The organism is Kitasatospora sp. NBC_01287, assembly GCF_026340565.1.
In the GTDB taxonomy this organism is placed as follows: Bacteria; Actinomycetota; Actinomycetes; order Streptomycetales; family Streptomycetaceae; genus Kitasatospora.
Genome location: NZ_JAPEPB010000002.1, coordinates 831,445 through 848,949, shown reverse-complemented (window position 1 = coordinate 848,949; position 17,505 = coordinate 831,445). Strand labels below are relative to the sequence as shown.

Below are 17,505 nucleotides of genomic sequence, written 5' to 3'. Positions count from 1 at the left end.
GCCTATGCACGCCTACTTCAGTCGACTGCCAGCTGGCCAGCATCTGCGACCGTGCCCCTCAAGTACACGGCGCTCACAGAGATCCCACATCAGGGCGGACATGGTCGCCGGTGACGTCTGGTACTTGGCTGCCAGGATGGTTGGGAATGGAAGCATGCGACCACGGGGGAACGCGCCGCTGTCGATGTCGGCGCGGAACAGCTTTGCGATCTTGGCCTTCCGTGGATCTTCATAGCGATCGCCGTCGACCCTGTGAGCGCGGCTTAGGTGCGAGGCGTCGAAACGTGGCTTCTCATGCTCGACGGCCGCCTTCTCGGCAGCTCCGGCCAGCGACCTGTCTTCGTACCACTCGTAGGTCTTGCGCGCGACGAGATGCCACCAGGGCTGGTAGTAGCGGTGCGTTGACCAGCGTGTTCGTAAGTCGTGAGTGATGCCGACGTACAGCAGGGCGTCGTCCGCGTCGTAGAACCGGTAGAGCGCGGTGGGTCGATCGGGGAGATCTTTCTTCACGGGGTCCTCCGGTCCTGGTGCCGTCATGTCGAGCCAGTGTGGCCCATTCCTCCAGAACATTGCAACTTATCAAGAAACCTTGTACGGTCAGGTTGTCCCTAGAAACGGGAACGGCCCCGCAGAAGCGGGGCCGATGACTCGTCATGAGTGCCAGCTGGCCTGGTAACCGAGGCACTCACAGCAGAGATGAGCCCATCATGACAGCTCTGGCTGCCCGAAGCACCACCACCCCCGCCGGTTCGTGCCCGCATCTCAACACCCAGTGCGTTGAACAGGGCCCCCATGACGAGCACTGGGGACCCGACAACGAGGTCGCCGCGATCCGCCCGGACGAAGCCATCCAGTCGCTGGCGTCCGCCCGCCTGTACTCCTACGCGGGCACCGACTTCGCCGCACCCCGCCTCTCGGTCGGCATCTCCGGCTTCGACGGCGACCTCACGTTGGCCGAGGTTGACCAGCTCGCCGCGGGCCTGCGCGACTTCGCGAACCGCCTACAGATCCAGGCCGCGCACCTCGCCGCCGCCCAGCGCCTCCACGAGGTGAACCGGTGAACACGACCGCCCCGCGCCCCACCGAGAACGCTGCGATCGGCCTCGCCATGCGCGCCAAGCCGCCGCGCCTCAACCTCTCCCAGCTCCTCCTCGACCGCGCCGCCGCCCGCCACCGCCTCGACCGCTACGGCGACTGGCTGCTCGGCCTGCGCATCCAGCGAACCCTCGCCGGCACCAGCGGGCTGGGGGAGTGATGGTCGTCAACAGCTACCCCGGCAACAACCCCGACGCGCCCGCCAACGCCACCAGCGAGGCCCGCGAGTACACCCAGGGCGGTGTCCCCGCGCACGTCGAGTACCGGTCGCTGGGCGACGCGTTCGACGTCGTCACCGACCCGCCCGGCCAGCAGCACGCCCGCAACGTGCTCGGCAACATCCTCGGCCGATAGGCCCCCGGGCCGCCTGCGCTTCGCGGGCGGCCCGCACACACCACCCCTGCGCCCAGCTGGAGCCGACGTGTACCCCAACACCCCTGACATGCCGCCCACGGCGGTGAGTTGATGGGGATCAAGCTGGTCGAAGAGGTCATGGACTGGTGCCCGGACGACGTGACGCCAGCCCAACGCTGGTGCCTGACCGTGCTCGCCAGGGACGCCAACGATGCCACCCGGGAGACCTGGCACGGGCCCGAGCATCCGGAGATCCTGCGCCGGATCCGGATGACGGCGAAGAAGTGGGAGGCGATGCGGTCGATCCTGCTGAAGCGCGGTCTGATCGAACCGGTGTCCGGCGGATTCCGCGGTCAAGCGGTTCGGTATCGCATCGCATCGCTGTTTGCGCCGTGCGTCATCCAGGACTGGCGAAAGACCCCCCTGCAGAGGGGGGCTTTCGGTGGGTACGTCGTCAAGGGAGAACGGAAAGACCCCCCAGGAGCGGGGGTCAATCAAGAGGAAAGACCCCCCAAGAACGGGGGGCAATCGGCGGAAAGACCCCCCTACAGAGGGGGTCCTACTCCTCTATCTCCTCCTCTTCAATCTCTCTCCTCCCCGTCCGACCCGTCTGAACCCGACCCCCAGCAGCCTCCCGCCGCACCCAGCGACGAGAGAGAGACAATCGCTGCGCGACCACAAGCAACCCCGACGACTGCTGCCCACCGTGCCGTCCGTGCGGCCGGCGTTGTTCCAGAAGCCGACGAGCCGGCGTTCATCGACTGGCTCACCCGCACCCACAACCCCCGCGGTCCCGGCTGGTGGCGGACCGTCAGTGCCGCCGGAGACCTCTCCGACCTCGCCGCCGTGTGGCGGGCCGAGCAGACCGGAGCCGCTGCCCAGCCCGCCGGGCTCGCACTGCTGGAACCCTGCACCCGCTGCGAGGACGCCAACCCGGCCGCCCGCTTCAATCCCCGGCTCCGCAAGAGCCCGGCCGGCGGCCTCTGCCCGGACTGCCATCCCGACGCCGCGCCCATCGCGGCCTGACCAAGGACTTAGCCAGTGACCCTGTTCGACACCGAACCCGCCGACGCCGTCGCCCAGTCCATCGAACGCGTTTCCCCGCAGAACATCCCCGCCGAGCAGGCCGTCATCGGCGCCATGCTCCTCTCCAAGGACGCCATCACCGAAGTCGTCGACATCCTCACCGCCGAGGACTACTACCGCGGCGCCCACCAGCTGCTGCACCGCACCATCGTCGGCCTGTACCAGCGCGGTGAGCCCGCCGACCCGTTCACCGTCCAGAACGCCCTCGACGCGAACGACCTGGTCCGAGTCGGCGGCGTCAACTACCTGTTCACCTGCAGCAACTCGGCGCCGACCGCGGCAAGCGCCGGCTACTACGCCGACATCGTCAAGGCACAGGCCACCCTGCGCGCCATCGTCGACACCGGCACGAGCCTCGTGCAAGCCGGCTACGCCTCAGCAGGCGGCGATGCGGAAGAGGTCCTCGACCATGCCGCGGGCCTGCTGCAGAAGCTCACCGCGACGTCCAGCACGACCGCGGTCAGCCGCGAGAAGCCCCTGCACGAGGTTTTGGACAACACCATGGCCATGTACTTCAACCCCGGAGACGGATCACTGCCGATCCCGTACGCGGACCTGGCCGAACTGGCGCCGGTCGAGAAGACCGACCTGGTCGTCGTCGCGGCCTCCCCGGGCATGGGCAAGACCACAGTGATGACCGACTGGGCGCGGTGTGTGTCGATCGCCAACGACGGCCGGACCCTGGTTGGCAGCATGGAGATGCCGCACACCCAGATCGGGCAGCGGATCATCTGCGCCGAGGCCAAGGTCAACCTGAAGCGCTTCCGGGCCCGCTGCTTGGACGACGACGAGATGCACCGGGTCGCCATGGCGATCCAGCGGATCCACGCCAAGCAGCTGCGGATCGACGACTCGCCACGGGTGCCGGTGTCACGGATGAAGACCAGGCTGCGGCAGATGCAGGCGGTTGGCGAACTGCCGGACCTGTACGTCGTCGACTACCTGCAGATCGCGAAGGCCGAGGCCGAGGCTGGGGCGAACCGCACGACACAGGTCGACTCCATCGCGGTCGGGTTGAAGGAGCTGGCGCAGGAGTTCGAGATCGTGGTTGTTGCCGCGGCGCAGCTGAACCGGCAGGTGTCGCAGCGTCCGGACAAGGTCCCGATGATGTCTGACCTGCGCGAAAGCGGCGGGATCGAGCAAAACGCCAACGTAGTGATCTTGCTGCATCGGGAGGACTACTACGAGAAGACCTCCCCGCGAGCCGGTGAACTCGACCTGATTGTCGCGAAGAACCGCATGGGCACAACGGGGACCGCCACAGTGGCCTTCAAGGGACATCTGGCCCATGCCTGCGACCTGCCGCACGACAGCTAGCCACCCTCAGTGATCGGAGTGTGCATCCATGGCCAGTGAGTTCACCCCCGACGACATCCACCAGATGGCGCAGCAGGGCGATTTGAGCACCTTCGTACGAAGCCTTATCCAGCGCCCCGGTTCGAAGACCGATGACGAAGTCCCAAGGACCGCCCCGCCGCAGTCGCGCGAGGACGGCCGTCCGGTCGGGGCGTGGCCCGCAGGATGCGGCCGGCCCGGCGACCCGATCCCGCGCCTGCCCGCCACCCATGACCCCGAGGAGTGACCGCATGACCGCCACGATCACCACGACCGGCTTGTGCCCGGTCTGCGAGGAAACCATCCGGATCCGCAACAACGGCACCCTGTACCGGCATGAGCAGCCGTACGACCCTGACGGGCCGATCGTCGGCACGATCACCGACGGCGGTGTCGTCTGGCACACCCAGTGCGGTGGCTCGGGGCGGAAGCCCGCCGTGGCCCTGCCGATGACGTTCGCCCGCTGGCTGCACGGGCACGCCGCCCGCCGTGACGCCCACGAGAACCCGGTGACGTACCTGGCGCAGCGCATGTTCCGCGGCTGCAGCTACTCGCCGAGGAGTGGGCCAGCCGACGTCGACTGGTCGACTGCGGGGGAGCTGCACGAGGTGCTGCACCGCGAGGGCTTCGGCAGAGAGGGCGGCTGTGACTGGCTGTGCGGCTACGTCGAGCAGGCTGGCGAAGACTTCGCACGATCCGTCGGCGGCTGAGTTCGGTTAGCTCCCGGCGTGTCGGCCCGGGGACCGGCCCCGTGCCGCCCACCAGTGACGAGCCGAACTGAGTATGTGAGGCTGGCTGTTCGCTTGCCATCCCCACCACGCTCCCGCTGTCCGCGCATTCGGAGTCATAAGGCGGCATTATGACTAGCAACCCCATTCGAGGAGACCCTCGTGAGCACAGTCGTCCGGACGGTGGCCCCGCAACTCCGTGACTACCAGCGTGCGGCCGTGGCGTCGGTCGCCACCGCCCTTGCTGGCGGTGGCGTCCGGCAGCTGCGAATGGCCTGTGGCACCGGAAAGTCACTGACTGCTCAGCGGGCCGCGGAGGCCCTTCTGGAGGCTGTGCGACAGCGGGGCCAGCAGCCGGGTGTCGTAGCCGTCGTGACGCCGTCTCTGGCGCTCGTGAAGCAGTTCGTCGACGGCTGGCGCCGGGACGCCGAACTCGGCCCCGTCCAGTGCCTCGCGGTCTGCTCCGACCGCACCATCGGCCAGTGCGACGAGTCAGCTCGTGTCGCGGACCTCGACGCGCAGGTGACCACGGACCCCGCCGTGCTCGAGCATCGGCTTCGTGCCCTACCTGCGTCCGGGATACTCCTGATCGTCAGTACATACGCCTCCGTGGCAGTGCTGGCGCGAGGCGTTCAAGCAGCAGGGCGGCCGCTGGACGTCCTTGTGTGCGACGAGGCGCACCACTTGGCCGGCAACCCGGCCGCATCCCTGCGGAGCCTCGTCTCGGACCCAGGGTGGCTCCCCGCAACGCGGCGGGTCTACATGACCGCCACGCCGCGCCTGTTCACCGAGCGCGTCACGAGCAGCGGCGCGCTGAGCATGGACGACTCGGCGCTGTTCGGTGAGGTCGCGTACGAGTATGCGTTCCCGAAGGCGATCGCCGACGGACACCTGGACGACTACCGGGCCCTGGTGACGGTCGTCGAGAGTGAGAGGGTCCGCCGGATCCTGGAACTGCTTGACGAGGCACGAGACACCGATGCCGGCGAGGCCCGCAACACGGTGGTGGCGCAGGTTGCCCTCCTTCGCTCCTGGCAGGAGCAGGGCGTGGGCAGGGCGATCGCGTTCTGCGACTCGATCCGCGGGTCCAAAGTGTTCACCGCGCAGCTCCGTCAGGTGGCGGCGATGTTGGGCTACGACCCCGACATGGTCACGGCGCTCCATGTGGACGGCTCGATGAGCAGCGAGCAGCGCGCCCCGATCCTGGCCGAGTTGGCGGCACCGTCGGACGGTCGGCTGGTCGTGGTGTCGAACGCTCGCTGCCTGGGTGAAGGCGTGGACGTGCCGTCGGTGGATGCGGTTCTCTTCGCCTGCCCCAAGCGGTCCGAGGTCGACATCATCCAGTCGGCCGGCCGGGCTCTGCGACGAAGTCCTGGCGGCCGCGGCGTCGCCAAGTTCATCCTGCCGATGATGCTCCCCGAAGCGCCCGACGGCGACCTTCCTTCGAACGTCCTGGACGGCACCGACTACGAGCCGGCGTGGACGGTCATCCGGGCGTTGCGAGACCTCGACAACGACCTTGGCGCCGAACTCGACCAGCTGCGCACTTCCGCGGTGCGCGAACCTGAAGCCCAGGAGGCCGACGATTCGCAGCAGGATGGACTGCCCGACAGGATCGCCATCGCGGGTCCGTGCGCCGACCCTGAGATCCTTCGGCAGATTGCTGTCGCGCTCATCGACCACACAACGGCACCCTGGCTGGACGGCTACGCCGCGCTGAAAGCGTTCCACGACGAGGCCGGTCACCTCAACGTCCCCGCCGGGGCCAAGCTTGCCGACGGCTCCTTCTTGAAGAGGTGGATCGCCCGCCAGCGTTCGGATCGCCTGAAGGGGATCCTGCCGTTCGAGCGAGTGGCTGCTCTTGATGCCTTGGGCTTCGAGTGGGATGCGGAGACCGCCGCCTGGTGGCGGATGTATGAGTTCTTCGCTGGGTCCGAGAGGGGCACTGAGGGCTTCGCCATGATGGGCAGGCGTTACTGGAAGTGGGTGGAGGAGCAGCAAGACGCTTACGCCGATGCCACGTTGAGCCAGGAACGGATTGCTGCCCTCAACGGCTGTGGCTTCGACTGGGTGCCTCTGGCCGTTCGGCAGGCCGAGATGGAGGCCGCCCGGGAAGTCAAGCAGCGGGCGGCCAGAGAAGCGGTTGCGGCGTGGCTGGCAGAGCACGGATGCGCCAACCTGCCTGGCCGCGTGATCGCAACAGACATCCATGGCAACGAGGTGGACATCGTCAAGTGGCTGGAGGACGTCTGCCGCCGACGCCACTGGGGAGAACTCGGCCCCGAGGAAGGAACGGCCATCGCTGCCATGGGGTTCGACTGGCTTCCGCCCTGGTGGCGTCAATACCTTGAACGAGTAGCGGCATTCCATGCGACGTTCGGGCATGTCGACATCCCGCGTGAGTTTGAGAACCCGGTCAGGGAGGGTGTCTTTGACCAGTCTCTGTCTAGCTGGCTCAATGACCAGCGACGGGACGCGAATCGAGGTGACCTGGCGCCTGAACAAGCCGCCGCTCTCAACGAACTCGGGGTCGGCTGGGTAGTGGCCGGACCCAGCCGTTCCGAGGCGGCTGCGGATTGGATGGAGACGGCGGAGCTCGCAGTGAAGTACTTCAAGGACCACGGCGATCTACGCGTCCCGCTCCACTTCAGAGCGGACGTTCCACAGCGCTACCCGTGCTACCTGGGCTGCTGGTTGCAGGTCCAACGACAGCGGCGAGCGGACGGCACACTCACGGGTGCGAGCGCAGCGTTGCTGGAGGCCCTTGGGATCGACTGGGACGTCGACTGGGACGAGTCATCTCGGGCTCGACCGTCAGCGCAGAGGGCCGCAGCCTGACCCGGAGCCGGCCGTGACCTGAACCGGCCGGCCCCATCTCCCCACCCCACCAGCCGAATTGGTCGTGGACCGCCACGCCAAAGGGGTACCCGTGCGCCCAAAAACACGGGACACTTGACCACATACCATCGCAAAGTGAGGCACCATCATGCTGGCCCCCACTGCCGCAGCGATCAGCGACGCGCTGCTCGCCGCTGCCCGCGCCCTCGTCCCCGATCTTCCCGAGCACGCTGTCGCTGTTCCCGCACCCGCCAGCTACGGCCGCGGCGCCACCCTGTTCGTCACCGTCGACCAGGTCGAGCACACCCGCCGCCAGCGCGCCGGGCTGCGCGCCATCACCCGGATCGAGCACCTCGGGCTGCTGCTCGGCCTGCCCGCCTGGGAGCCGGTCCCTGTCGGCTCGCTGGACCGGCGGGACCAGCAGTTGCTGCGCCACCTGCCCGCTGCCGCGGTCCACGTCGAGGCCGGGCACGTGACCCGCACTGCGGTCCGGCCGGTGACGGTGCATCTGGCGCTCCTCCCCGGCACCGCAACCCGCACGACGATCGAACGGGCGACCGCGTACGCCCCGTTCTGCGCCCGTGCGATCCTCGCGGCAGCACTCCCGCGCGACAAGGGCGTGCTGGCTGAGGCCGACTTCTGGGGTGTCGGCGTTGCGTACCGCAGCGAGACGCTCGTCCCGCCGACACCGTGGCGTCCCCAGCGGCACACCGCCGCGGGCTGGCTGTTCACCGAGAACGTGTACGAGCAGGTGCTCGCCCAGCGCGTCGCCACCCAGGAGGCCTGAGATGGGTGCCGCACTGCACCTCGCCCACGTCCGTGAGACGCCCGACCCGAAGCGGAAGCGCAAGGGTGGTGGTGGGGATGACGGTGACGGGCCGTTCCTGATCGTCCCCCGCGACGCGTGCGAGGCCTGCGCCAAGCACTGGCACCACAAGTGCTGGGGCGCCAACATCCTCGACGATAACCCGCCGAACTGCCCGTGCCCCTGCGGCGACCCGCACGACACGACCGGCCAACGCATGAGCGGCGCAGCATGGTCCGACCTCGCCCAGCACGACCCCGCCGAAGTCGGCTATGCAGCACGGCTGCTGCGCCTTCGCGAGGCCGGCGCCATGTTCACCTGCGGATGGAACCGCGACGAATCCGGACTGAGGAGCCAGCAGTGATCATCCGTATCGAAGCCGACGCCTGGCGCCCCGACCAGCGTGCCGACCACCGCAGTGGCAGCAGGCTCACCCCCGGCCAGATCGTCATCTGGGACCGCAAGCCCTACCGCGTCGTCGAGACCCGCGAACGTGACCCGTTCGACTGGGACGACACCGTCCGCGACACCTGGGTTGACCACGGCTGCCCCGAACCTGCCACCTGGCCGTACCGGCCGCTCGTCCTGGTTCTGCGCGACGTTGACCAGCCCGAGGCGAAGCCCCTGCACCTGTCCGGCTCCGCGTCGATCATGTGGCGGACCCTGCCCGAGCACTACTCGGTCTGCCGTCTGTGCGGTGAACTCCCGCCCTGCCAGCACGTGCACAACGAGAAGATCGCCGAACGCGCCGAGGAACACTTCGAGAAGCAGATGGCCATCATGCCCGGGTCCTGCCACGGCTGCCGCGAACCCATCACCAGCCGGCAGAAGTTCCACCGGTTCGACGGCCCGAACCTGATTCGGCCCGACCTCGGTGACGGCTCCGCCATGTTCCACCTGCGCGGGTCGTGCCGCCACGAACTGCAGGCGTACGACAAGCGGTGGGCGGCAGCCGTACCCGGCCGGCGTCGTGGCTTCTACTGCGAAGGCCACCTCAGCCACCACTTCGACGACAGCAAGACCTGCACCGACGTGGACTGTCCGAGCGTCGACGTGGAGCACCGCTACCAGGAGTGGCACTGGCCGCGCGGGCAAGGCAAGTGGACCGGCTGCTGGTGCGTGTCCGGCGACCTGACGGCCCAGTTGGAGCGGGACTTCGGCACGGGGGAGCAGCGATGATCGAGGCCCCGGCTGATGTCCTGCGCCGAGCAATCGCCGTTCTCCGGGCCGTGGATGACGTCTGCCAGCAGCGTGGCTGCGGCTGCCCCGAGGAGCTTCACGTCGCTGACGCCGACGGCGCGCCCTGGTGCAAGGACTGCTACGACCAGCACTCCTATGCGCCAGCAGTGGCTGAGGACGTGCCGAAGCGCCTTCGTGGGCCACTGACGGAACTCCTCGACTGGGCTACGCGCTCCTTCGACGCCAACCGGCAGGCCGCCGAACACGTATGGGCCGGGACCGACGACGCGGGACAGAAGGAGCGCGACGAGTTCATCGCGAAAGGGCCGTCCGGCGGCCCTGAGGCCGTGGTCGTTGCGCGGGCCATCCTCGACCTCGCTGCGGTGGATGGCGAGTTGCTCGCCTCGTCCTGATCGTCTCGGGGTGTGTCCGGCCGCGGCGAACCCCACCAGCCGCCCGGTGCGAAGTTGGAACGCCGTAGCGGCCCGTTCTCGCCTCGCAGGCTCCCGGGCTTCCTCCGGCCCGGGTTCGGCCGCCTGAGGGCCCGCCACGGGCCGGGGCGGGGCTGCTGGGCCGGACAGCAGGAAGCCCCCTCGACGTGAGGGGGCCTTGGGAACGCCACGGGCTACTCGGCAACCACGGTCCCGCCGACCGCCCTGCCGTCACGCACCAGCAGAGTCAACGGCCGCACCGGATAGTCCTCCTCGACGGCGCCCGAGCCAGCACCGACAGTCTCAGCCGAATGCGCCCACGGCCAGCCCTTCTCGACATCCTCCGGGTAGGCGCGTACCCACAGGTGGCCGTCGGCGGCGAGGACGAGGTCGCCAGGCTGCCAGGGGAGGGTGGGCTGAGTCATTGCTGCTCCTTCGGTCGGATGGGGTAAGCCTGGCATGGCGGACCGACAACGGGTCAGGGGCCGTCGGGCTCGGCGGGGCCGGGGGCCTTGGTGCGGCGGCCTGATCCGCCGGGGTTGGTGCTTCGGGAGGCGCCGCGGGCGATCCCTGAGGCGCGTTCGGGCTTCACGCCGAGGTGGGGCGCGATGTCGGTGTAGGACATGCCGGCCTCGTGGAGCGCCAAGACGTCCTGCTGGCGGAGCTGCCTCAGCCACTTCTGCAGGTCGGGCACGGCGTTCAGCGCGTCGGTGAGCAGCTTGGCGCGTTCGAGGGTGCCGGGGTCTTTGGTCAGGTCGGCGAGTGCTTCGAAGGGTGGCGGCGGCGTGTCCATGTGGAGAGTGTAGCGGGTACCCGCTTGACATTAATAGCGGGTACCCGCTAATCTTTGAGTGTCGGAACACCGCCCAGCGGCAGACCGGCAACAACTCCACAGAGAGCGATCAGTGAGCAGGGAGCTGCCCGCGCTACCACCGTGAGCCGAGAGGCAAAGCGACGCGCAGGGAAGCCGTGACCGCCGCACAGCGGGGGACAGCGGATAACTGGCAGCCAACGCTTACGCACAACGTGACCGAGTAGGCCGGGCTGAGACCTGGACGGACGACCTGGACCTGATCGCCCTCTGCGGACCGCGCACCGCCAACGAGGAGGCCGGCATGAGCAACTGGGGCAGCATCACCAGGGAACGGACCAGCACCGTCGGCTTCTACAACGTTTCTCGCTGGGTGCCCGCCCGTGACCTCAAGTCCAGCGACCGGTTCATCACCGGCGGACCCACCCCCGACCTGCACGCCTGTCCCGGCTCGGCGTCGTACGGCGTGCACCGCTTCGGCCACTGGGTCGGGCAGGGCGACGGCACTGCGGCGCTCATCGACGCCCGAGGCCACCACTGCGGGATCTACGGGCCGGACGAGTTGATCCCGCTCACCGACGACTGCCCCAACGCGCGCTGACCATCCCGCCCGGCTGCCCCGGCGGCTGGGCCCCTCTCACCGTAAGGAGTCTCGATGTCCGACCTCGGCACCACTCCGCTCCGGCAATCCCTGCACGACGCCATCAACCGCTACGAAGCGCAGATCGCCGGCATCTCCGACTGCTTCGACTCCTTCACCGCCGATGCGATCCGCCACGAAGCCGAGGTCATCGCCGATAGCTCGAACAGCCAGTTGGCCGCTGCGGCGTACATGGCCATCCGCGGACACTTCGACATGCTCTCCACCTGGTACGGCGCCATCGATCAGCTCGACAGTGAGATCCGCGGCGACGTCGTCGAGGGCGGCATCGCGGCCGAGGCGCAGCAGCACCTCAAGCAGGAGGCGCGTGCCCTGTTTGGTGCTCAGCAGATCCTCCTGCGGGCCATCGCTGAGTACTACCACGGCGCCGCCGGTCCGCTCCTCGATCCCGCCTACGGGTACGCCTACGAGTTGTCGAACAGCGCCCTCAGCCCGTTCTGACCAGGAGACCCTCATGTCCCTCGCCATCGGACAGCGTGTCCGCACCCTGATCGACCTCGACTCCGCCGACTGGGCGCCCGAGCAGCCCGACATCCCCGCCGACCGGCTGCCCACCAGCTTCGTCGAACTCGCCTACCTGATGGTCGAACTCGACCAGCAGGCCGTACCGGGCCAGCCCGACCCGTCCATCGGCCTGTGGAAGCGCCTGCAGGCCCAGGAGGGCTACGACATCGCGGCGCCACTGTGGCGCGACGCCTGCAACTACTGCGACCACCTCATGAGCAGCGAGGACGATGACCGCGAGCCGTGCGGCGAGGGCATGTGTCACTGCTACTGCCCCAGCCGCGAGCACGCGTGCGGGTGTGACTGTCCGCGCGATGAGGACGGCCAGCTCGTCAACCTCTGACCGTCGCCCAACCTGGTGGCCTCTACCTGGTGGCCACCCCCACCCGAGGAGCACTACATGACCAACCCCGACCGCCGTCACATCGCCATCGTCCTCGACCGCTCCGGCAGCATGCAGACCGTCAAGACCGACACCGAAGGCGGCCTGCGCGCCTTCCTCGCCGCCCAGGCCGACGCCCCCGGCGACACCACCGTGTCCCTGTACCAGTTCGACACCTCATACGACACCGTGTACGAAAACGCCCCGCTCGCCGACGTCCCCCACTTCACCCTCGTCCCGCGCGGCGGTACCGCCCTCCTCGACGCGGTCGGGCGGACCATCACCACCGTCGGCGCGCAACTCGCCGCCCTCCCGGCGGGAGACCGGCCCGGCGAGGTCATCGTCGTCATCCTCACCGACGGCGAAGAAAACTCCTCCCGCGAGTTCAACCTGCACCACGTCAAGCGGCTCATCACCGAGCAGCAGGGCACCTACGGTTGGCAGTTCGTGTTCCTCGGCGCCGACCAGGACGCGTTCGCCGCCGCTGGCGGCATGGGCATCCGGGCGGACACGACGCTCTCCTACTCCGGCGAGCACACCCACCGGTCCATGACGAATGCGGGCCGGATGGTCGCCCGCGGCACGCAGACGGGCCTGTACGGGTTCACGCAGGACGAGCGCGACGAGACCAGCTGACCACCCGCCCGGCCCCATCGGCGGCCGGGCCCGATCACACCAAGGAGTCACCATGCCGGACCAATTCACCCGCGATTTCGCGGTTCGCCAGATCACCACCGACCATGCCCTCCTCGTCCGCGACGCCGAGATCCTCGCCAAGGACACCCGAAACCTCGCCGACGCGCTCGCCCGCAGCAGCGAGGACACTCGCAGCGGTGAGGCCAGCGCGATCGCCCAGGCCGCCCTTCAGCTCGCCGTACGGGCCGCTCGACTGCAGGGCCTCCGAGACGGCGCCGCCTACCTCGCTGACGCCCAGCCCTGAGTCTGACCGCCCCGGGCTGTCGCAGAACCTCGCCGACGCCATGAGGCAGCACGGCGCCGAGCAGTTGCAGTTCTGCGGCGCCCGGTCCGTGTACGGCACCTGCCACGGCCTGGTCCACGCCGGGCCGTGCACGCGCAGCAACGACCACGTCAACGACTGAGGAGCAGCACGATGCCCACCACCACCACCACCATGTCCCCGAACCACCCCGACGACCTGCCGATCTGGGCACGCCTCGCCCTCGCCAAGAACATGGGCAGCATCCGCGACGAGTACGACCGGCCCTACCCCCTCGACGAGTTCCGGCTCATCGCGGACCGCACCGAGGACGGCCACGGCGAGCCACTCAAGGCCCGCTACGGAGACCGGGCCAGCGATCAGCTCCGCAACCGTGAGTACATCGACCCCGACGGCCACGCCTTCTACAACGGCGACTTCTGCTGAGGAGCAGCACGATGACCGACACCGCCCCGCTCACCGACGAGCAGCTCGCCGACATCAGCGCCCGCGAGGCCGCCGCCAGGCCGGGCCCGTGGTACCGAGAGGACGACAAGCAGGACCTCAACCGCTGGGTCACCAATGAGGCCGGCACTGTCGAGATCAACCTCGGTTACCTCGGCAACAACAACCAGGCCGACGCCGAATTCGTCGCCCACGCCCGCGAGGACATGCCCGCTCTCCTTGCCGAGGTCCGCCGACTGCGCGCCGTGGAGGCCGCCGCCCGGGCGTTCGCGGACGAGATGGGCGACTACTGCTCCCCGCACGGCATCGCCGCCGACTACGCCCAGCGGCTCCGCGACAGGCTCCAGCAGGCCGAAGGAGCAGCATGAGCAGCGACTGGGCCGGCACGACCGAGGACATGTTCGACCTCCACCGCTTCACCCACGACAAGACCGCGCTGTGCAACCCGACGATCCGGACGTACAGCAGCCGCACGCCCCACGACCAGTTCCGGGAGCCGTACATGACGCTGCGGTCCCGCGCGCAGATCGAGGCCACCGGCTTCGGCCACAGGTACACCTTCTGCCTGGCCTGCGACGCCAGCGACCAGCCCAACCAGCACTGAGGAGCCACCCGTGAGCCCCGACGACATTCCGGCCAGCGTCACCAAGCTGTGTGCGTCCGCACCATGGATCATCCCGAAGAGCCCCGGCCAGGCCGCATACCTCCTGGCGCACTTCTGGCCCGCGATCGAGCAGCGCATCCGCGAACAGGTCGCCCGCGAGATCGAGCAACTCATCCTCCCCGCCACCAACGACGCCGCACAGATCCGCAACGGCGGCATCGAACACGCCGCCCACACCGCCCGAAACGGAGCCGCCAAGTGACCAGCCAGATCCCCGCCAGCATCCGCGAGACCACTCGGAACGCCGCCGTCGCCAAGCTACAGTCCCTCTACTCCGGCCAGCTGCCGAACTCCGCCGCCATCGAGATCGCCGACGCGGCCTTCGATGCCGCTTGGCCCGCGATCCGCGAGCACTTCGCGCAGCTGCTCCTCGATGCCAACCCCGACCGGGACGCCGACTTCAGTGCGGGCGTCGACTGGGCCGCCGACACCATCCGCAACAGCTGAGGAGCCACCCGTGATCCACTTCAAGCACTGCTACGCCTACGAGGGCAGCTACTGCGGCTGCGGCGCCGAGCAGACCGGCGGCTACACCGGCGACAACCCCGGCCCCGACCTGCTGCTGCCCGCCGCGCCGTTCAGCCTCGCCACCCGCGCCAACGCCAACGGGCCCTGGGTCGAGAAGGAGTCCTGATGGCCCGCAAGTCCAAGCCCTGGGCCGTCATCTGCAGGACCCCCGACGGCCCGTTCCGCACCGAGCACACAAGCGAGAACAAGGCCTACGAGAAGGCCCGTGAAGTCCGCGACGCCGTGAAGGCCGGCAGCAGCCGCGTCACCTGGATCCGCGTCGAGCAGTGGGAACCCGACGCCAGCCGCTGGACGCTGTTCGACCTCATCGACCCCAAGGAGTGGTGATGACCACCGACCCGACCGTTCTCGCCGTTCAAGAAGCCCGACGCACCATCTACGAGGCCCTGAACACCCTGCCAGCGTGGGACGCCGCCCGGGTTCGCGCCCAACTCGCCGAGCTGGAGCGGGCCGTTGAGGCCCACGTCCGTGAGCAGGTCGCCCGCGGGTACGAGGCCGGGATTGTCACATGGGAGGGCATGGGCGATCGCGCCCGCGACAGAAACGACATGCTTCGCATGGCTGCGCGCATCGCCCGCAACGGAGTAGCCCAGTGACGGTCCGCCAGGTCACCGTCCACGTCGTCACCTGCGACGGCTGCGGCCGTGAACTCGGCCAGGGCTACGGCCACCGCGAAACCTACGACACCCAGCACGAAGCCGACACCGCCGCGCGAGACGCCGGCTGGACCCCGCACCCCGACGGAACCCACTACTGCCAGACAGGAGAACACCGGTGACCCTCACCCCGCGACAGATCAACCAGCGCCTCGCCCTCCACGATCAACTCCTCAACATCCTCACCGAGGCGCAGCAAGAACGCCCCGAACGCCAGGAAGTCTTCAACGGCGAACTTGACTGGGTCACATTCGAACGGACCGTCATGCTCAACGCGGTCAACGCCGCGCGGGCCGCCCAGCTTCTGCCGCCTATCCCCATCAGTGCCGTCGAGGCTGTCGAGCAGCAGGCCATCGGCCACTCCGACTACAGCACCAAGTTCGCCCTGTACTGCGTCGAACTCGCCCTGGAGCAGGCGTGATCGACCAGAAGCCCGACGCTTACGACGAGGACGAGGACGACCCGTTCGACCACGATGGCTGCTACCAGCCGCACGTCCGTAGCGGCGACTACTACGACTGCGACGGCCGACCCCTCTGACAAGGAGCAGCACATGCCCGCGAAGCCCGGCCGGATCTACCAGCAGTGCGACCCGCGCGTCATCTACCCGACGCGGATCCGCATCGACACGATCCACGACGACCACGCCGCGATCACCTACCTCGACACCAGAAGGCCAGGCATCATCTACGGCCGGATCCGCACGGACCAGCTCCACGACTCCCCGACCACCAAGACCGGCAAGCCCCGCCGCACCGGATACGCACTGGAGACGAAGTGAAGATCACCGTAACGATCACCGTCGAGGTCGAACGAGCCGACGGCACCTACACCAAGACCACCGAACGCCGTGAAACCACCACCGGCGACAACCCCCGCTTCGAGGTCGACGAGTGCGCCAAGGCGATCGACGCGACCGCCACGGTCATCAACCGCCGGATCGACGACAAGGCCGTTGAGGCCCGATTCAAGGGCGACGCCTGCCCGACGTGTACCGGGACCGGCGGCGACCACCAGATCGGCTGCCAGTCGTGACTGCGCTCGTCGTGGCTGTGGCCGCCGTGGCCGGCTACCTGGCCGGCCGGCTCCGCCCGTGGGGCTGGCTCGGCGACTGGGCGAAGGGACAGATGCGGAGCAGTGGGAGCTGGTACTGCGGCAGTAAGCTCCGCCAGACGGTGTTGCTTCTCGCCCTGGCTGTCACTGCTCCCCGCGAAACCCTGCGCGCCCTGCGCCACCGCAAGGACGACCCCGAGCCGCCCGTCGTCTACAGCCCGAACTGGGTGGCCAGGAGCGACACGCCCGGCGCCTGACGCGGGCCCAACTTCCCTGCTCAGGGCACGGATTGGGCCCGCAAGGCAGATGCGATCAAGTGGCACAAATGAGATAATCGACGCATACCACCCAGCCCGAGAGGCACCCTCATGCCGACCCGAATCACCCTCGCCGACGTCCACGCCCTCGCCACCGAAGCTCACGCCGGACAGTTCGACAAGATCGGTGCCCCGTACATCCGGCACGTCGAAGCTGTCGCCGCCGGCCTCGCACCGTTCGGCGTCGGCATGCAGATGGCCGGGCTCCTCCACGACACCCTCGAAGACACCGACCTGACCGCCGAACAGCTGCTCGCCGCCGGGGTGCCGGGTACAGTCGTCGATCTGGTGCAACGGGTGACGAACAACCCGGACGTCACCTACCAGGCGAAGATCGAGGCGATCGTCACGAACTACGGCGCCACCCTCATCAAGATCGCTGATAACGCGCACAACAGCCACCCCGACCGGACCGCCCAGCTCCCTGCTGAGAAGCGCGAGCGCCTCGCCCGAAAGTACGCAGACGCCCGCAGTGTGCTCTGGGCAGCCGTCCCCGTCGAAGACGTCAAGGCGATCGTCAGCATCGTCAACCCGGCGCTTCTCGGCGAGCTGGGGGCTCAGCTGTGGCGGTGAAGCACCACCCTTGGCTGTACCGGACCGGCCGTCACGGCTGCTGGGCGTCGTGCACATGCGGCGACTGGCAGTCCCGCACCTACACCACCGTCACCGGCGCGCA

The 17,505-nt window shown here is 68.6% G+C and carries 35 protein-coding genes; 32 read left to right on the top strand and 3 right to left on the bottom strand.

The features are described 5' to 3' along the window. Positions 1–12: 12 nt before the first annotated feature. Positions 13–510: a GIY-YIG nuclease family protein gene (locus OG455_RS40905; protein WP_266300572.1), complete on the bottom strand. Its 498-nt coding sequence runs from the start codon at positions 508–510 to the stop codon at positions 13–15. A gap of 197 nt (positions 511–707) precedes the next feature. Between OG455_RS40905 and OG455_RS40900 the strand changes: the two genes are divergently transcribed. From OG455_RS40900 to OG455_RS40845, 12 genes are all read left to right on the top strand, one after another. Next, complete coding sequence (locus OG455_RS40900; RefSeq protein WP_266300573.1) at positions 708–1,061, top strand: hypothetical protein; 354 nt, start codon at positions 708–710, stop codon at positions 1,059–1,061. Beyond that, positions 1,058–1,255: a hypothetical protein gene (locus OG455_RS40895; RefSeq protein WP_266300574.1), complete on the top strand. Its 198-nt coding sequence runs from the start codon at positions 1,058–1,060 to the stop codon at positions 1,253–1,255. The genes OG455_RS40900 and OG455_RS40895 overlap by 4 nt, the downstream gene beginning before the upstream one ends. Continuing rightward, on the top strand, positions 1,255–1,449 hold the full coding sequence (locus tag OG455_RS40890; RefSeq protein ID WP_266300575.1) for a hypothetical protein: 195 nt from the start codon (positions 1,255–1,257) through the stop codon (positions 1,447–1,449). The genes OG455_RS40895 and OG455_RS40890 overlap by 1 nt, the downstream gene beginning before the upstream one ends. 111 nt (positions 1,450–1,560) lie before the next feature. Next, complete coding sequence (locus OG455_RS40885; RefSeq protein ID WP_266300576.1) at positions 1,561–2,475, top strand: hypothetical protein; 915 nt, start codon at positions 1,561–1,563, stop codon at positions 2,473–2,475. A 15-nt stretch (positions 2,476–2,490) separates the two neighbouring features. Then, a complete protein-coding gene (locus OG455_RS40880; RefSeq protein WP_266300577.1) occupies positions 2,491–3,852 on the top strand; it encodes a replicative DNA helicase in 1,362 nt (453 codons plus the stop codon). Positions 3,853–3,880: 28 nt separating this feature from the next. Next, positions 3,881–4,117, top strand: coding sequence for a hypothetical protein (locus OG455_RS40875; RefSeq protein ID WP_266300578.1), 237 nt, complete (start codon positions 3,881–3,883; stop codon positions 4,115–4,117). A 4-nt stretch (positions 4,118–4,121) separates the two neighbouring features. Beyond that, on the top strand, positions 4,122–4,580 hold the full coding sequence (locus tag OG455_RS40870; RefSeq protein ID WP_266300579.1) for a hypothetical protein: 459 nt from the start codon (positions 4,122–4,124) through the stop codon (positions 4,578–4,580). Between the two features lie 180 nt (positions 4,581–4,760). After that, positions 4,761–7,436, top strand: a complete 2,676-nt coding sequence (locus OG455_RS40865; protein WP_266300580.1) for a DEAD/DEAH box helicase — start codon at positions 4,761–4,763, stop codon at positions 7,434–7,436. A 148-nt stretch (positions 7,437–7,584) separates the two neighbouring features. Beyond that, entirely contained in the window at positions 7,585–8,223 is a 639-nt protein-coding gene (locus tag OG455_RS40860) for a hypothetical protein (RefSeq protein WP_266300581.1), read from the top strand. Position 8,224: 1 nt separating this feature from the next. Beyond that, the gene (locus OG455_RS40855; RefSeq protein WP_266300582.1) at positions 8,225–8,605 is read left to right on the top strand and encodes a hypothetical protein; all 381 of its coding nucleotides are present in this window, start codon (positions 8,225–8,227) and stop codon (positions 8,603–8,605) included. Further along, entirely contained in the window at positions 8,602–9,420 is an 819-nt protein-coding gene (locus tag OG455_RS40850; protein ID WP_266300583.1) for a hypothetical protein, read from the top strand. Before OG455_RS40855 ends, OG455_RS40850 begins: the two co-directional genes overlap by 4 nt. After that, the gene (locus OG455_RS40845) at positions 9,417–9,833 is read left to right on the top strand and encodes a hypothetical protein (protein ID WP_266300584.1); all 417 of its coding nucleotides are present in this window, start codon (positions 9,417–9,419) and stop codon (positions 9,831–9,833) included. Before OG455_RS40850 ends, OG455_RS40845 begins: the two co-directional genes overlap by 4 nt. Before the next feature lie 212 nt (positions 9,834–10,045). Here the strand turns inward: OG455_RS40845 and OG455_RS40840 are convergent, their stop codons facing one another. Both OG455_RS40840 and OG455_RS40835 read right to left on the bottom strand, forming a co-directional pair. Next, positions 10,046–10,276 carry a hypothetical protein gene (locus OG455_RS40840; protein ID WP_266300585.1) on the bottom strand — a complete coding sequence of 77 codons (231 nt, stop codon included), beginning with the start codon at positions 10,274–10,276 and terminating at the stop codon, positions 10,046–10,048. A 53-nt stretch (positions 10,277–10,329) separates the two neighbouring features. Further along, positions 10,330–10,644: a sigma-70 family RNA polymerase sigma factor gene (locus OG455_RS40835; RefSeq protein ID WP_266300586.1), complete on the bottom strand. Its 315-nt coding sequence runs from the start codon at positions 10,642–10,644 to the stop codon at positions 10,330–10,332. A gap of 322 nt (positions 10,645–10,966) precedes the next feature. On the opposite strand from OG455_RS40835, the gene OG455_RS40830 reads away from it, so the two are divergent. The 20 genes from OG455_RS40830 (at position 10,967) to OG455_RS40735 (ending at position 17,402) form a co-directional block, all read left to right on the top strand. Next, a complete protein-coding gene (locus OG455_RS40830; RefSeq protein ID WP_266300587.1) occupies positions 10,967–11,263 on the top strand; it encodes a hypothetical protein in 297 nt (98 codons plus the stop codon). Positions 11,264–11,317: 54 nt separating this feature from the next. Beyond that, positions 11,318–11,764 (top strand): hypothetical protein, encoded by a 447-nt coding sequence (locus OG455_RS40825; protein ID WP_266300588.1) that lies wholly within the window; start codon positions 11,318–11,320, stop codon positions 11,762–11,764. A 13-nt stretch (positions 11,765–11,777) separates the two neighbouring features. Continuing rightward, positions 11,778–12,170 (top strand): hypothetical protein, encoded by a 393-nt coding sequence (locus OG455_RS40820; RefSeq protein ID WP_266300589.1) that lies wholly within the window; start codon positions 11,778–11,780, stop codon positions 12,168–12,170. A gap of 57 nt (positions 12,171–12,227) precedes the next feature. Beyond that, entirely contained in the window at positions 12,228–12,845 is a 618-nt protein-coding gene (locus OG455_RS40815) for a vWA domain-containing protein (RefSeq protein WP_266300590.1), read from the top strand. 52 nt (positions 12,846–12,897) lie between these two features. Then, positions 12,898–13,149 carry a hypothetical protein gene (locus OG455_RS40810; protein ID WP_266300591.1) on the top strand — a complete coding sequence of 84 codons (252 nt, stop codon included), beginning with the start codon at positions 12,898–12,900 and terminating at the stop codon, positions 13,147–13,149. A gap of 171 nt (positions 13,150–13,320) precedes the next feature. After that, entirely contained in the window at positions 13,321–13,593 is a 273-nt protein-coding gene (locus tag OG455_RS40805) for a hypothetical protein (RefSeq protein ID WP_266300592.1), read from the top strand. A gap of 11 nt (positions 13,594–13,604) precedes the next feature. Beyond that, positions 13,605–13,979, top strand: coding sequence for a hypothetical protein (locus OG455_RS40800; RefSeq protein WP_266300593.1), 375 nt, complete (start codon positions 13,605–13,607; stop codon positions 13,977–13,979). Beyond that, on the top strand, positions 13,976–14,215 hold the full coding sequence (locus tag OG455_RS40795) for a hypothetical protein (RefSeq protein ID WP_266300594.1): 240 nt from the start codon (positions 13,976–13,978) through the stop codon (positions 14,213–14,215). The genes OG455_RS40800 and OG455_RS40795 overlap by 4 nt, the downstream gene beginning before the upstream one ends. A 10-nt stretch (positions 14,216–14,225) precedes the next feature. Further along, positions 14,226–14,477, top strand: coding sequence for a hypothetical protein (locus tag OG455_RS40790; RefSeq protein WP_266300595.1), 252 nt, complete (start codon positions 14,226–14,228; stop codon positions 14,475–14,477). Continuing rightward, the gene (locus OG455_RS40785) at positions 14,474–14,722 is read left to right on the top strand and encodes a hypothetical protein (RefSeq protein WP_266300596.1); all 249 of its coding nucleotides are present in this window, start codon (positions 14,474–14,476) and stop codon (positions 14,720–14,722) included. The genes OG455_RS40790 and OG455_RS40785 overlap by 4 nt, the downstream gene beginning before the upstream one ends. A 10-nt stretch (positions 14,723–14,732) precedes the next feature. Further along, on the top strand, positions 14,733–14,909 hold the full coding sequence (locus OG455_RS40780; RefSeq protein WP_266300597.1) for a hypothetical protein: 177 nt from the start codon (positions 14,733–14,735) through the stop codon (positions 14,907–14,909). Further along, positions 14,909–15,130 carry a hypothetical protein gene (locus OG455_RS40775; RefSeq protein ID WP_266300598.1) on the top strand — a complete coding sequence of 74 codons (222 nt, stop codon included), beginning with the start codon at positions 14,909–14,911 and terminating at the stop codon, positions 15,128–15,130. Before OG455_RS40780 ends, OG455_RS40775 begins: the two co-directional genes overlap by 1 nt. Beyond that, complete coding sequence (locus tag OG455_RS40770) at positions 15,130–15,399, top strand: hypothetical protein (protein ID WP_266300599.1); 270 nt, start codon at positions 15,130–15,132, stop codon at positions 15,397–15,399. Before OG455_RS40775 ends, OG455_RS40770 begins: the two co-directional genes overlap by 1 nt. Further along, complete coding sequence (locus tag OG455_RS40765; RefSeq protein ID WP_266300600.1) at positions 15,396–15,581, top strand: hypothetical protein; 186 nt, start codon at positions 15,396–15,398, stop codon at positions 15,579–15,581. Before OG455_RS40770 ends, OG455_RS40765 begins: the two co-directional genes overlap by 4 nt. Continuing rightward, positions 15,578–15,880 (top strand): hypothetical protein, encoded by a 303-nt coding sequence (locus OG455_RS40760; RefSeq protein ID WP_266300601.1) that lies wholly within the window; start codon positions 15,578–15,580, stop codon positions 15,878–15,880. The genes OG455_RS40765 and OG455_RS40760 overlap by 4 nt, the downstream gene beginning before the upstream one ends. Further along, positions 15,877–15,999, top strand: a complete 123-nt coding sequence (locus tag OG455_RS40755; RefSeq protein WP_266300602.1) for a hypothetical protein — start codon at positions 15,877–15,879, stop codon at positions 15,997–15,999. Before OG455_RS40760 ends, OG455_RS40755 begins: the two co-directional genes overlap by 4 nt. Before the next feature lie 13 nt (positions 16,000–16,012). Further along, a complete protein-coding gene (locus tag OG455_RS40750) occupies positions 16,013–16,240 on the top strand; it encodes a hypothetical protein (RefSeq protein WP_266300603.1) in 228 nt (75 codons plus the stop codon). After that, positions 16,237–16,494: a hypothetical protein gene (locus OG455_RS40745; RefSeq protein ID WP_266300604.1), complete on the top strand. Its 258-nt coding sequence runs from the start codon at positions 16,237–16,239 to the stop codon at positions 16,492–16,494. The genes OG455_RS40750 and OG455_RS40745 overlap by 4 nt, the downstream gene beginning before the upstream one ends. Then, complete coding sequence (locus OG455_RS40740; protein WP_266300605.1) at positions 16,491–16,769, top strand: hypothetical protein; 279 nt, start codon at positions 16,491–16,493, stop codon at positions 16,767–16,769. The genes OG455_RS40745 and OG455_RS40740 overlap by 4 nt, the downstream gene beginning before the upstream one ends. Positions 16,770–16,880: 111 nt before the next feature. After that, positions 16,881–17,402, top strand: a complete 522-nt coding sequence (locus OG455_RS40735) for an HD domain-containing protein (protein ID WP_266300606.1) — start codon at positions 16,881–16,883, stop codon at positions 17,400–17,402. Positions 17,403–17,505 lie beyond the last annotated feature (103 nt).